Genomic DNA, 12,071 nt, shown 5'->3' with positions numbered 1-12,071 from the left:
TCCAGTGACCGCGGACACGCAGCCCGCCGCAGACGTACTCGTCGAGCGCGACGGGACTGTGGGTGTGGTCACGATCAACCGGCCGACACGACTCAACGCGGTCACCCCGGAGGCTGGCGACACGCTGAGGTCGGCTTTCCTCGAGTTGGAGGCCGACAGCCGGATCCGCGCTGTCGTGCTGACCGGCGCCGGGCGGGGATTCTGTGCGGGCGCAGACATTTCCGGCGATGTGGGCAACGCACGCCAGGTGCTGCTCGAGGCATGGAACCCGCTGGTGCAGACGATGCGATCACTTCAGATCCCCATCATCGCCGCGGTCAACGGTGTGGCGGCCGGCGCGGGTGTGTCACTGGCGCTGGCGTGCGACCTGCGTGTTGCCGCCGCATCCGCGCGATTCGAGTTGTCGTTCGCGAAGATTGGGTTGATGCCCGATGCGGGCCTGACGTGGTTGCTTCCGCGTGTTGTCGGGCTGGGACGTGCCAACGAAATGGCGATGCTGGGAGGGCGCCTTTCGGCCACCGAGGCACGTGACTGGGGCCTGGTGAATCATTTGTCCGAGGACGGTGAGGCGCTCACCGATGCGGTTGCGATGGCCCGGCGTTTCGCGGAACTGTCGGTGAGCGTGGCGGCGATCAAGCAGGCGCACCAGCGGGCGCTGGAAAGCGACTTCGCCAGCCAACTGACCCACGAGGCAGAGACCCAGGGCTGGCTTCAGCAGCAGCCCGATTTCGCCGAGGCGACACAGGCGTTCACCGAGAAAAGGCCGCCTCACCTGTGCGAACGCACGCCTCCTGACCGGACCGGGTGAGCGGATACCAGTCCGACCCAACCATCTACGCTACCGTTGAGAAATGGCCAATCGTAACGACCGTTCAGACCAGATCCTGCGTACGGCGATGCACCTGTTCCATGAGCGTGGCTTCGACGGCGTAGGAGTGGATCTCATCGGCGAGACCGCCGGTATTTCCGGGCCGGCGATCTACCGCTATTTCAGCGGCAAGGACGAGATCTTGATGACGCTTCTGGACGAGGCGATCGATCGAGTCCTGATGTCGACGGGCGGCCAGTTCGAGAATCCTCGAGAGGAGCTCGAGCATTTGGTGCGCGGCCACGTGCAGCGGGCTCTCGAGGAACGCGAACTCATGAGCGTGTGGACCAGGGAACGCAATTCGATTCCCAAGGCGTACCGGTCGAGGTTGAGCGCCCGGATCAAGCGCTACATCGACCGGTGGGTGGATTGCCTGCACGCCTGCTACCCGAATCAGTCGCGCGAGGTCCTCAACGCGGCCGTCCACGCGACCCACGGACTGATCGACTCGACTTCCATGTGGCCCGAAAAGTCGCTGCGGACCGCAGGCCTCGCTGACGTCCTGACCGGAATGGCGCTGCAAGGTTTGGATTGGCTGGGCAGCGAGGCCTCGCGGGCCAAGGCCGCACCCAAGAGCGTCCGCCGAAAGCGGACTCCGGCGCGTTCGGCCTGAGGTCGGCCTGTAAACGCACGTTAACGAAATCGGCCGAAATTGCAGACGGCGTCGCGGGTTGCGCCTAGCATTGACGCGGAAGGGCCGATCGCACGGGTGCCGTCACTCACTGCGATGGCGGCACCTTTCTGGGGGCCAGCCCGAGGAGACGACGATGGAGCCCTTGACCAAGTCACGGATTCAGATGTTTGGCGCGTGGTGCGCAATCGGCTATCTGGTTGCGCTGTTCGTTGGCTGGGGCGCGATAGCCGGGTTTCTCCCGCCCACGGCCCCTTCGGCCGACGCCGCCCAGATCGCCGCGCTCTTCCGGGGCGACTACACACGAATTCGTATCGCGATGCTCGTGGTCATGCTCGCCGCGCTGATTTTCATCCCGTTCGCCGCGGTGATGTCACAGTTCATCGCACGCGTCGAGGGCACCGCGGGTGTCTTGACCTACACCTTCCTGCTGGGTGCGGCCGGCAATATGGTGCTGACGTTTTATCCCGCGATCTGGTGGCTCACCGCGGCCTTCCGCCCCGACCGGCGCGCCGAACTGATCTACCTGATGAACGACATGGCGTGGCTGCAGTTCCTTGGCGGCATCACCATGTACTTGGCGATGCCCCTGGCGGTGATGGTCGCCTCGCTGTGCGACAAGAGCGCGGCGCCGGTGTTTCCGCGCTGGTGCGGTTACGCCAACGGCTGGATGGCGTTGACGATCGTTCCCGATCAGCTGCTGTTCTTCTTCCACAGGGGCCCCTTCGCCTGGAACGGCATCTTCGGCGTCTGGGTCCCGGTCGTGGTGTTCAGCGGCTTTTTCATCGTTAATTTCATCGTCCTACGTCAAGCGGTTCACCGTGAGCGCGCGTCGATCAAGGCGCCCACCGCATCCGAAGCCGTCGCAGCGCACACTGCCTGACCCCACAAATAACCGCTGATAGACGCTCTGCGCAGCGGGGCCTATTTGTGCAGGCTTAATTTTGATATAACTTGTATCAATAACCTGCCTGCCCTCGTCAGCGCAAAGGAAGAATGCTTCATGTCCGAGTCGTTTACCCAGAAGCTCAGCGTCGCCGGCCAGCTGGGACGAATCGGCGCGCACGTCGTCAACGAGCGGTTACGCCGTCCCAAACCCACGACGCTGGCCGAGATCCCGCCGTCGGTCGACGCGCTGACACCCGAGTGGCTGACCGCCGCGCTATGCCGTGAGCACCCAGGCGCATGGGTGACCGCGGTATCGACCGCCTCAGGGAGCGACGGGTCGACCACCAGGCGCGTGCTGAGCATCGACTACAACGATGTCGGGCGCCGGGCCGGGCTGCCGACATCGATCTTTTCCAAGTCCACGCCCAAATTCACCTCTCGCGCGATCACGGTTCCGTCAGCGGCATTGCAGTTGGAGGCCCTGTTCTACGACCGGGTCCGCCCCGTCCTCGACATCGAAGCCCCCCGCGGCTATTACATGGCGGTGGACAGCAGATCCGGGCGCTCGATGTTCCTGATGGAAGACGTGGCCACCACCAAGAACGCGACTTTCGGCGACCCGACCAAGCATTACATCGACCGGACCAGGGCCGAAGCGATCGTGACCACGCTGGCCACCGTCCACGGAAACCTCTGGGAGAGCCCGCGCTTCGCCGGCGATCTGGCCCTCGTCAAGGATGCCCACCGGTGGCAGGTCGACGTCAACGAGACGATCGCCTTTCCCCGTCGCACCCTGATCGGCTTCGACCGTGCCGAGTCCGTCTTCCCCGCCGGGTTCCGCCGCCGCCGGACCGAGGTATTTCCGGCTCTGATGACGTCCCTGGAGTTGCACCGCTCGGCCCCCAACACGTTGCTGCATTGCGACGTGCATTCCCGCAACTGGTATCTGACCCCGAACGGAGGCATGGGCCTGTACGACTGGCAGATTATCTGTCGCGGCGTGTGGGCCCTCGACGTCTCCTACGCGCTCAATTCGGCGCTGACCGTGGATGATCGACGCGCTTGGGAGCGGGAGCTCATCGAGTTGTACGTCGACCGCCTGTTCGCTTCAGGAGGCCCGGCGCTCTCGTTCGATGAAGCCTGGCTGGGGTACCGGCAACAAGCCTTCCACGGTCTGGTGTTCTGGCTCTACACGATCGGCGCCGGGCGCCTGCAGCCGGCCATGCAACCCGACGAAGTGTCGCTGGCGAACCTTGAGCGCATGACGACCATGATCGACGACCTGGATTCATTCGGCGCCCTACGGCAGTCTCCGACTACGTCGGGCCGGTTGCCGTCTATCCGCTAGCGCTCGAAGAGCGCTTTGGCGCTCAAGGCGAGGCAGCCCAGCGAAGCCGAGATGAACAGCCCCGCACTCAGTCCAGAGATCTTGCCGCGCCGGTGCGCGATGCCGGCGGCCACGATATCGCCGACGTCGCACGCCGCGGCCACCTTCAACATTTGCGATCTCGACCGGCGCTCGGTCACCAAAGGGGCTGCGGCCAGCGCGAAGTCACGCGTACCGCCGAGCCGCAGAAAGAGCGCTGCGCTGACGTCCTTGGAGACGTTCATGCCGAACAACCTGGAGGCGGTTATCGGCATCAGCCATCCACTCGCGCCGATCGCCGATCGCGCCCCCGCGAGAATCGTCATCGTTGACGGAGCCATTTGCACCGGTTCCTTTCCTGGGTCGCACTCCCCTGCGCTCGCCTGAGTCCAAACGAGCGTTAACCAAAATGGCAGTATCGCATACGGCGCATACCGGTCTACCTACCAAGCTGACGCGCGAACTGATCGCCAGTCATGAGTGTTCCGATCAACGGCACTCACCAGTTGGATTGAAAGTTTGAATTATCGAGAACGTCCGTTCACATCCATGATAGATTCGCTCCGACACCCGTATAGCGGCAAGGAACGCGCGTGGACGATCTCGCCATGTCTCCCGAAGAAACCGACGACTTCTTGTCCGGACCGCATACCGGACAGTTGGCCACCAACGGCCCGACGATCCGACCGCTGTGGTACCAGTGGGAGGGCAAGGCCTTCTGGATCATCAGCGGCCCCTGGGCAAAACTCTACGAACGCGTGCAAAAGGACCCTCGCGTCGCATTCTGTATAGACGTCGGTGACTTCGACAACGGCGTCGTCAAGCAGGTAATCGCGAACGGTTCAGTGGAACTCCACGACTACGACGTCGAGCGCGCTCGTCGGTTGCTGTATCGCTACCTGGGTCCTGACGAGGATTCGTGGTCGGACTCTCCCGATGACTACCGAAGCTACCTGCGCGATGGCGGACCGCCGGGCGCGGTGTTCCTGCGCCTGGAGCCGGCCAAGCTGACCGCGCTCGACTTCAGTTACGCGCGCAGTCGAACGTGAGTTGAGACCTCGCAGTCGAAGACCAGGCGGCCGAACCTCAGGAGCGCGGACATGGCACTGCACAACAGAATCGACACCGGCCAAGCGGCGACCCGTGTCGCGAAGTGGTTGGGCACCAAATACCCCGCAGCGCGCGACATCGTTGTCGACAACCTGCAGGTTCCCAACGCGGCGGGCATGTCGAACGAGACTGTGCTGTTTGACGTCTCGTGGCGAGAAGATGGCGTCCGCACGACGCACGGATTGGTCGCCAGAGTGCAGCCGAGCGGACCCGGCGTATTCATCGAATACGACCTGAGGAAGGAGGCGCAGGTCATCTCCGCACTCAGCGATCACACGCCGGTGGCCGTTCCGAAACTGCTCTTTTACGAAGAGGATCCGTCCATCCTTGGCTCGCCGTTCCTGGTCATGTCGCGGATCGATGGTCAGGCACCGGGAGATGACCCACCGTTCACTGTCGATGGTTGGGTGCTCGAGCTAACGCCGCAACAACGACGAGTGATGTGGCTGAACAGCATTGATGTGCTGGCGCAGGTGCACGCCACCGACTGGCAAGGCATCGGCCTCGACTTCCTCGATTCGCCGGACCACCATGCGGGCGTGTCGGGTCAGTTGAAGCTGTGGCGTGACACTTTCGAATGGGCGACCGAGGGCGAACCCAACCCGACGATGGAAGCGGCACTCGACTGGCTCCGCGACAACATGCCGGTGGACGATCGCCCGAAAGTGCTGTGCTGGGGCGACTCCCGGCCGGGCAACATCCTTTACGACGGCCAGCTCAACGCCGCGGGGGTGCTGGACTGGGAGATGGTGTGCCTGGCGAACCGAGAATACGACCTCGGCTGGATCCTGTTCACCACGCGCCACCACACCGAGGGCATCGGTGCACCGCTCCCCGAGGGCTTTCTCGACCGTGCCGCGACGATCGACCGGTACCAGGAGATCACGGGCCACCAGGTGAATGACATCGACTACTACGAGGTCTTTGCCGGCGTCCGGTTAGCCATCATCATGGTGCGGGCCGCCCACATGCTGATAGCCGCGGGGGCACTACCTCACGATTCGACAATGGCTCAGAACAACCACGCCAGCCAGCTCGTCGCTAAGCTCATCGGCTTGCCGGCACCATCGGGCGCCGCCGTGAGCTATATCGGAAACCGCTGACGTCCCAGCGGGCCGCTTGCCTTGGATATCGACGCGAAAGCACCGCGACGCCAAGGTATTTCTTGCAACGCCTGACCCGTCGGCGCCGTGGACATCGGGTCACGACGGGTGGTCTCGCGCGATTATTGACCGCGACCTCGCGGCTGCGCCGCCCACATCGGGCTGCCTCGCTGCGGTCGCGCCCGCATTGCCCATAGGCCTGCTCCTGCGCTTCGATGCCGTCTTGGCGTGTCGTCGGTGCAGCGCGGCGCCAACGAGCATCTCGCCGAGTTCCGCGACGATCCGATCCCGGGTCATCCCATCGGTACCCGCAAACAGCGACTCGTAGAAGACGCTGCTCGACATCACCATCAAGAAGGCGGCGCGGACTGCGATGGGCTCGTCGTAATCGAGGTGGTGTTTCGCGGCCACGATGTGGGCCATCTCGTCGAGCCGGGCGAACGCCGCATTGAGCTCGTCGCTGTGCAGACCCCTGGCCATGAGCGCGGCGAACAGTTCCCGCTCGGCGGCGACGATGTCGTATAGCGCGGCTGCGTAGTCACGCAGAACGGTTGCTGGATCCGCTGAGGTCACCGGTACGTTCCGCCAACCTTCCGTGTAGCGGGCGACGTACTCCTCAAACGGCTCTATCACCGCCGCCTCGAAAAGCCGCTCCTTGGTGGGGAAATGACGGAAAAGGACCGTCTCCGACACATCGGCCGCGTTGGCGATGGCGATCGTGGTGGCTCCGGCGAACCCGTCCGCGGCGAATCGTTCGCGGGCCGCCTGGAGGATCAAATGCCGCACTTCGGGGGTGCTTCGGCGCGGTCGGCGTGGCATGAGGACATCTTGACATCCTCGCAAGATAAGTGGTAATTACTGCTTATCGTGGAGCCCTCAGGAGTGCTAGTGAGTACATCACCCGACTTGACCCAACCCCTTCCCGATCCCCACTGGGCGATGCCGTCACCGGCGGGTGAAGTGCTGCTCGCGATTTTCGGTGGTGGTGCCGCGGTATTCGTCGCATACTGCGCATTCCTGTCCTACCGCAAGCGCTCCCCGCTGCCTCTGCTGTTCGCCCTTGCGGGCGGCTGCTCGATCATGCTCGAGCCCATCGCCGACGCACTGGGCAAAGTGCAACACCTGCCGGTCGGCCAGATCAACGCCTTCGTCACCGCCGGGCAGCCCATCCCGTGGGCGATTACGCTCGGCTACATCTGGTACTTCGGGCTGGGCCCGATTCTGCTGTGGCGGTTCGCCGAACACAGATCGATGACGCCGCGGCGTTGGTACGCCGCCGCCTTGATGGCCTTCCTCGCGGTCACCCTGGTGGAGCAGATCCCGATCGGGATCGGACTGTGGAAGTACTACGGTCATCAACCGCTGGTGGTCGGGGTCATGCCGATCGACATGGCGATCGCCAATATGGTCTCGGTCATCCTGCCGATGGTCGTTCTCTATGCCGTCTGGCCCATCCTGACCGGCTGGCGACAGCTGCTGGTCCTAGCGCTCGTGCCGATCTGTGTGGTGGGCGGGCACACCGCCGCGGCCGCCCCGGCGTACATGCTGATCGACGCCAACCCGAATGTGCAGCCGGTGTTCGTTCACCTCGCCGGCGTCGTCACGTGCGTCTTCTCGGTGCTGATTGTGTGGTTCGCCGTCAAGCTCCTGCACGGCGGATTCCCGGAAATCGCGGCAGATGGGGAAGCGGGTCACACCGCCGCCGCCGAACCCGCTCGCGCCCACTAAGCGAGGAAACACCAGTGTCTCAATACACCCAGCCACCGCTGTATCACATGCCGCCGACCGGCGAGCTGATCTACCTGCTGTTCGCCGGGGCGGCCGCCGCGCTGGTCGCACTGTATGCGCTTTATCTCGCCGCGACGCGCCGCACCGCATTCCCGCTGTTGATCTGCGTCGGAGCGTTTCTTACGGTACTGATCGAAGCGCCCGCGGACGTTTTGGGTAACGCCGTGCACTCCCAGCTGGGTCAGCGCAATGCGTTCACCGTGCGGGGCGCTCCCGTGCCATGGGGGGTGGTGCTGACCTACGGGTTCTACGCCGCGACCCTGCCGGTGGCGCTCTTCGACCGCATCAAGGCCCAGACCCTGACACCAAGATTTTGGTGGGGAACCTACGCCGCAAGCCTGCTCGCGGTATGCGCGGTGGAGCAGATCCCGGTGCACTTCGGCTTGTGGCACTACTTCGGCTACCAGCCATTCAAGATCTGGGAGATGCCGGTAAGCATGGTCTTCGCCAACGCCGCCTGCGTTGTGGTGCCTGTCTTATTGGTCTACAAGCTCTACCCGGTTCTGACCGGATGGCGACAGCTGCTGGTGGTGGGCCTCATCCCGAGCGGCACCATGGCCGGATGGGCCGCGGCCAGTCTGGCAATCATGAATGCGTTGGGCACTGACACCGAGGCCAATCACGGGATTGTGCAGATAGCAGCGATTGCGACTGTTGGCCTTTCGCTGCTGGTGACCTGGGCGTCGATCACCATTGTGCACTGGCCCGCCGCGGGCGCTGCCGAAGATCTACGGGGCGTCGCAGCGACAGCCGATCGAGGCCTGCCGGACCGCACAATCAGGGGGGCGGCGTCGTGAAAGTCGGTGTCTTCTACGGCAATATCGCCTACGGGAGTCGCGACATGATGACCGCGCTCGCCGCTGCCGTCGATCAAAACGGCATTGAGTCGGTGTGGGCGGAAGAACACCCGGCCGTCCCTAAACAGATGACGTTGCCCGATGATCTGGACGCCGACATGTCGGGCGAACAAAGTGGCGATACGCCGCTGCATGAGATTCCGTTCCCCGATCCCATGGTGTGGCTTTCGCAGTTCGCCGCGTTGACCGCAACGGTCAAGCTTGGAACCGGTGTGCTGGTGCTGCCACTGCACAACCCGGTGCTGCTCGCCCGGGCCGCCGCCACCCTGGACGACATGTCGGGAAGACGCCTCATCCTCGGAGTGGGGCTGGGATGGCTGAAGGAGGAATACGAAGCGTGCGGAGTGGCGTACGCCTCGCGCGCCGCGCGTCTCGAGGAATATATCGGCGCGCTGCGCGCCGCGTGGCTGCCCGATGCGAGCTATGCCGGCAAGACGGTCCGCTTCGAACGGATCGGTGGCGGGCCCAAGCCGCCCGACGGGCACATCCCCATCCACATCGGCGCGTCGATGTCCAAGGGTGCCCGACGCGCCGGGCGCCTCGCCGACGGCTTTTTCCCCCTGCCGTTCGAGAGTTCCACGGTGGCAATGATCGCCATGCGGGCGACTCTTACGGGTGAGGAGCCGGACTGGTCGGGTTACCGACTGCCTGAAGGGGTCGCCACACTGATCCAGGAATGCCATGCCGGTGCGATCGAGGCCGGCCGCCGTCCCGACGACATCGCCCTCACCGTCACCGGCCCACCCAGCCTCGAGGCCGCCAAGCAGGCCGCAGATCTCGGTGTGACTCGGTATCTGGTGACCCCGCCCGCATTTGAGCTTTCGGCGGTGCCGGACGCCTTCGGCCGCCTGGCAGACGACTTCGTCGGGCCGCTTGGCTGACGGGCCGGACTCCTCGCAACGACTCCCTTGAGCGACAACAGATTACACCAACACTTATCGATCTCAGGAGATTCCGATGCCCGACGGTGCGAGAACCCTCGTCCAAGGCGCGGCGCGCATGATCGACGCCGGCATAAACGACGCCGTCGCCGGCCGCTCGCCTGAATCACGCACCTGGCAACGACTTGCAGGTCGCACGGCCCTCGTCGTGGGTGCGGCGCGCGGCATGGGCGAGGCTACCGCGCGCCTGTTTCATGCCGAGGGCGCCAAGGTTGTGCTCGGCGACGTGCTCGACGCGGAAGGAGAACTGGTCGCCAAGGACCTCGGCGAGGGGGCGTCTTTCGTGCACCTCGACGTCACCTCGGAGACCGACTGGGCCGGCGCTCACGAAGCAGCCGAGTCCGAGTTCGGTGCACCGGTGACCGCGTACGCCCACACCGCGGCGGTCGCCAGTTTCTCGTTCATCGCCGATCTGTCCCTCGATGACTACCGCAGGACCGTCGAGATCGACCAGGTGGGCGTGTTCCTCGGTATCAGATCGTGCATCGAGCCCATGACCCGCGCTGGGGGTGGCGCGATGGTGGCGGTGTCGTCGGTGGACGGAATCGGCGCCCATCCGGGCCTGGCCGGCTACACCTCGGCGAAATTCGCGATCCGCGGCATTGTCCGGGTGGCAGCACTTGAGTTGGCCCGCAGCGGCATTCGGGTGAACACCATTGTTCCCGGTGGCATCGACACGCCGATGATCCGGCCCCGCGACGTCGAGCCCGAAGTCCTCGACCCGTTGGCGCGGCAGGTGCCTCTGGGCCATGTCGGTGATCCGGCCGAACTGGCGCGCGCGGCCCTATGGCTGGTGTCCGACGAATCGAGCTATGTCACCGGGACGGACCTGATCGTCGATGGCGGTCTGATGGCTCGCGTCCCATTGGATCTGGGGTGACCGTGGACAACCATCCGGGCGATCACCGAGCCAGCAACGCGCGCCCACGCCCGCGAATGGTGTTCGACGACCCCCGCAACTCGGCGTCGATGGTGCGGGCCGTGGTGCGCCCACTCCATCCGGTGAGCCCACCAACCGGGTGGGCTCCCGACCCGCTGTGCCACAGATTGCGCACCGGAGTCCGATAACCCGAAAGGGACGGCGTCGGACGCCACGGCCCGAGCTGGGCGAGTGTCATGTCGGCGTGATACAGGTTTCCCCGGCCCGCCATCGCGTTGTAATCGTCCGGTGTCCGAGAGAAGCTTCCGATGACCGCGTCGGAGATGCCGGGTGCGTGTTCGTCGAGGAACCCAAGTGCCTGCTGGCCGAATTTCTCTGCCTCGTCGGCCCATTCGCTGCCCTGGATCCGCACGGGCACGGTAGCCATGGCCAGGAAAAGGGTTTCGCCGTTACTGCCCTGCGGAACTTGAGCCCGATCCACGACCGATGGCAGCGCGGTCCACTGCGGGTAGGCGTCCGGGATCTGGCCCGCCGCGGCCTGCAACTGAGCCCGCTTGATGTAGCCGAGCGTAGGGCCGAGGAAGAGCAGGCCATTCCACAGCTCTTGGCGTCCGCCGACAAGATCGGGCCGGTGCGACAAGGCGGCGTCGCTCTTGAATACACCGATGTTCCAACGCAAATTGCTCAGGGCCTTCAATTCTTGCTGGGTGCGGCGCGGCACCTGCGAGCTGGGCACCAGGTCGCACATCAGTCGCTGCGGGTCGATCGCACCGACGACGTGGCGGGCCATGATGCGCTCTCCACTGGCCAGCTCGACGCCCTCGGCGGTGCCGTCGGTGCTGACGAGCACCCCGGCCACCGGGGCGTCGACGCGAATCGTTCCGCCATATGCGCGCACGCATCGCGCCATCGACGCGGCGAAGCTGCCCGTTCCGCCCACCGGTCGCGATGATTTCTGGTTGAAATAGGTGCTGCACATCGCCAGGACGCCGCCCGAGCCACCTTCCGACAACGGCAGCATGGACCACGAGGCCAGGTTGGCCATCAGGGCCTTGACCTCCTCGCGTTCGAACTCCTCCTCGATGAGCTGTTCGGGCGATGCCATCAGCATCCGCAGCAATGGGCGAAACGACCGACGACCTTTGGCAATGTGCACAAATATCTGGCCGATAGTCCGCAAGCTCGGGTGGGTCGGATGGTCTTGCAGATAGGGCCGAACGGCCAGCCAGAGATCGGTGAACAGCACATTCAACCGCTCGAACGCCGCGGCGTCACGTGCCGAGAACCGGCGAATCTCGTCGACCGAGCGTGCCGGATCGCGCCACAATGCAATCGAAGCGCCATCCGGGTTGAGATAAGAGCCCCAAGGGTCCGCGATGGCAAAGCTCAGCCCATGCCGCCGCAGGCCGAGTTCCTCGATTACCGACTGATCGCTGTTGGAGAAGACCAAATCCAAAGCGCCGGTGTTCATCTGGAACCCCGGGGCCTCCTTCACCGTTTCTTCCGTGGCGCTGAGGCCTCCCAGCACCCCCTGGCCTTCCAGAACGACTACCCGCCGTCCCGCTTTGGCAAGATAAGCAGCGCAGGCCAACCCGTTGTGGCCGCCGCCAACGACGATCACATCAACGTTCCTCATTCC

The 12,071-nt window shown here is 64.5% G+C and carries 13 protein-coding genes; 10 read left to right on the top strand and 3 right to left on the bottom strand.

What is annotated here, in order from left to right; all coding sequences use genetic code 11:
* Window positions 1-4 precede the first annotated feature (4 nt).
* The 4 genes from EPN51_RS18460 (at window position 5) to EPN51_RS18445 (ending at window position 3,735) form a co-directional block, all read left to right on the top strand.
* Entirely contained in the window at window positions 5-808 is an 804-nt protein-coding gene (locus tag EPN51_RS18460; protein ID WP_293045154.1) for an enoyl-CoA hydratase-related protein, read from the top strand.
* 43 nt (window positions 809-851) lie between these two features.
* Entirely contained in the window at window positions 852-1,481 is a 630-nt protein-coding gene (locus EPN51_RS18455; protein WP_293045152.1) for a TetR/AcrR family transcriptional regulator, read from the top strand.
* A gap of 154 nt (window positions 1,482-1,635) precedes the next feature.
* Complete coding sequence (locus EPN51_RS18450; RefSeq protein ID WP_293045150.1) at window positions 1,636-2,382, top strand: hypothetical protein; 747 nt, start codon at window positions 1,636-1,638, stop codon at window positions 2,380-2,382.
* Window positions 2,383-2,502: 120 nt separating this feature from the next.
* Window positions 2,503-3,735 (top strand): phosphotransferase, encoded by a 1,233-nt coding sequence (locus tag EPN51_RS18445; RefSeq protein WP_293045148.1) that lies wholly within the window; start codon window positions 2,503-2,505, stop codon window positions 3,733-3,735.
* Here EPN51_RS18445 and EPN51_RS18440 read toward each other — a convergent pair.
* A complete protein-coding gene (locus EPN51_RS18440; RefSeq protein WP_293045146.1) occupies window positions 3,732-4,094 on the bottom strand; it encodes a hypothetical protein in 363 nt (120 codons plus the stop codon). The two genes, EPN51_RS18445 and EPN51_RS18440, sit on opposite strands and share 4 nt — an antisense overlap.
* 252 nt (window positions 4,095-4,346) lie before the next feature.
* Here EPN51_RS18440 and EPN51_RS18435 point away from each other — a divergent pair, with 252 nt between their 5' ends.
* Both EPN51_RS18435 and EPN51_RS18430 read left to right on the top strand, forming a co-directional pair.
* Window positions 4,347-4,802 carry a pyridoxamine 5'-phosphate oxidase family protein gene (locus EPN51_RS18435; RefSeq protein WP_293045144.1) on the top strand — a complete coding sequence of 152 codons (456 nt, stop codon included), beginning with the start codon at window positions 4,347-4,349 and terminating at the stop codon, window positions 4,800-4,802.
* A gap of 51 nt (window positions 4,803-4,853) precedes the next feature.
* Window positions 4,854-5,966, top strand: a complete 1,113-nt coding sequence (locus EPN51_RS18430) for a phosphotransferase family protein (protein WP_293045142.1) — start codon at window positions 4,854-4,856, stop codon at window positions 5,964-5,966.
* Between the two features lie 99 nt (window positions 5,967-6,065).
* Here EPN51_RS18430 and EPN51_RS18425 read toward each other — a convergent pair whose 3' ends face one another.
* Window positions 6,066-6,785, bottom strand: coding sequence for a TetR/AcrR family transcriptional regulator (locus EPN51_RS18425; RefSeq protein WP_293045140.1), 720 nt, complete (start codon window positions 6,783-6,785; stop codon window positions 6,066-6,068).
* Window positions 6,786-6,854: 69 nt separating this feature from the next.
* On the opposite strand from EPN51_RS18425, the gene EPN51_RS18420 reads away from it, so the two are divergent.
* The 4 genes from EPN51_RS18420 (at window position 6,855) to EPN51_RS18405 (ending at window position 10,432) form a co-directional block, all read left to right on the top strand.
* Window positions 6,855-7,694, top strand: coding sequence for a hypothetical protein (locus EPN51_RS18420; protein WP_293045138.1), 840 nt, complete (start codon window positions 6,855-6,857; stop codon window positions 7,692-7,694).
* 14 nt (window positions 7,695-7,708) lie between these two features.
* Window positions 7,709-8,551: a hypothetical protein gene (locus EPN51_RS18415; RefSeq protein WP_293045136.1), complete on the top strand. Its 843-nt coding sequence runs from the start codon at window positions 7,709-7,711 to the stop codon at window positions 8,549-8,551.
* Window positions 8,548-9,492: a TIGR03619 family F420-dependent LLM class oxidoreductase gene (locus tag EPN51_RS18410; RefSeq protein WP_293045134.1), complete on the top strand. Its 945-nt coding sequence runs from the start codon at window positions 8,548-8,550 to the stop codon at window positions 9,490-9,492. Before EPN51_RS18415 ends, EPN51_RS18410 begins: the two co-directional genes overlap by 4 nt.
* 76 nt (window positions 9,493-9,568) lie before the next feature.
* Window positions 9,569-10,432, top strand: coding sequence for an SDR family oxidoreductase (locus tag EPN51_RS18405; RefSeq protein WP_293045133.1), 864 nt, complete (start codon window positions 9,569-9,571; stop codon window positions 10,430-10,432).
* A gap of 22 nt (window positions 10,433-10,454) precedes the next feature.
* Here the strand turns inward: EPN51_RS18405 and EPN51_RS18400 are convergent, their stop codons facing one another.
* Window positions 10,455-12,068, bottom strand: coding sequence for an NAD(P)/FAD-dependent oxidoreductase (locus tag EPN51_RS18400; RefSeq protein WP_293045131.1), 1,614 nt, complete (start codon window positions 12,066-12,068; stop codon window positions 10,455-10,457).
* Between the last annotated feature and the right edge of the window lie 3 nt (window positions 12,069-12,071).

The organism is Mycobacterium sp. (assembly GCF_004298145.1).
Lineage (GTDB): Bacteria > Actinomycetota > Actinomycetes > Mycobacteriales > Mycobacteriaceae > Mycobacterium.
Note: the sequence above shows the minus strand (reverse complement) of the source record. Positions and strands in the feature narration are given on the sequence as shown.

Excerpts from the sequence above, each read along its gene's own strand:
- EPN51_RS18455 (WP_293045152.1), top strand. The coding sequence starts at position 852 with ATGGCCAATCGTAACGACCGTTCAGACCAGATCCTGCGTACGGCGATG.
- EPN51_RS18450 (WP_293045150.1), top strand. The coding sequence starts at position 1,636 with ATGGAGCCCTTGACCAAGTCACGGATTCAGATGTTTGGCGCGTGGTGC.
- EPN51_RS18445 (WP_293045148.1), top strand. The coding sequence starts at position 2,503 with ATGTCCGAGTCGTTTACCCAGAAGCTCAGCGTCGCCGGCCAGCTGGGA.
- EPN51_RS18440 (WP_293045146.1), bottom strand. The coding sequence starts at position 4,094 with ATGGCTCCGTCAACGATGACGATTCTCGCGGGGGCGCGATCGGCGATC.
- EPN51_RS18430 (WP_293045142.1), top strand. The coding sequence starts at position 4,854 with ATGGCACTGCACAACAGAATCGACACCGGCCAAGCGGCGACCCGTGTC.
- EPN51_RS18425 (WP_293045140.1), bottom strand. The coding sequence starts at position 6,785 with ATGCCACGCCGACCGCGCCGAAGCACCCCCGAAGTGCGGCATTTGATC.
- EPN51_RS18405 (WP_293045133.1), top strand. The coding sequence starts at position 9,569 with ATGCCCGACGGTGCGAGAACCCTCGTCCAAGGCGCGGCGCGCATGATC.
- EPN51_RS18400 (WP_293045131.1), bottom strand. The coding sequence starts at position 12,068 with ATGAGGAACGTTGATGTGATCGTCGTTGGCGGCGGCCACAACGGGTTG.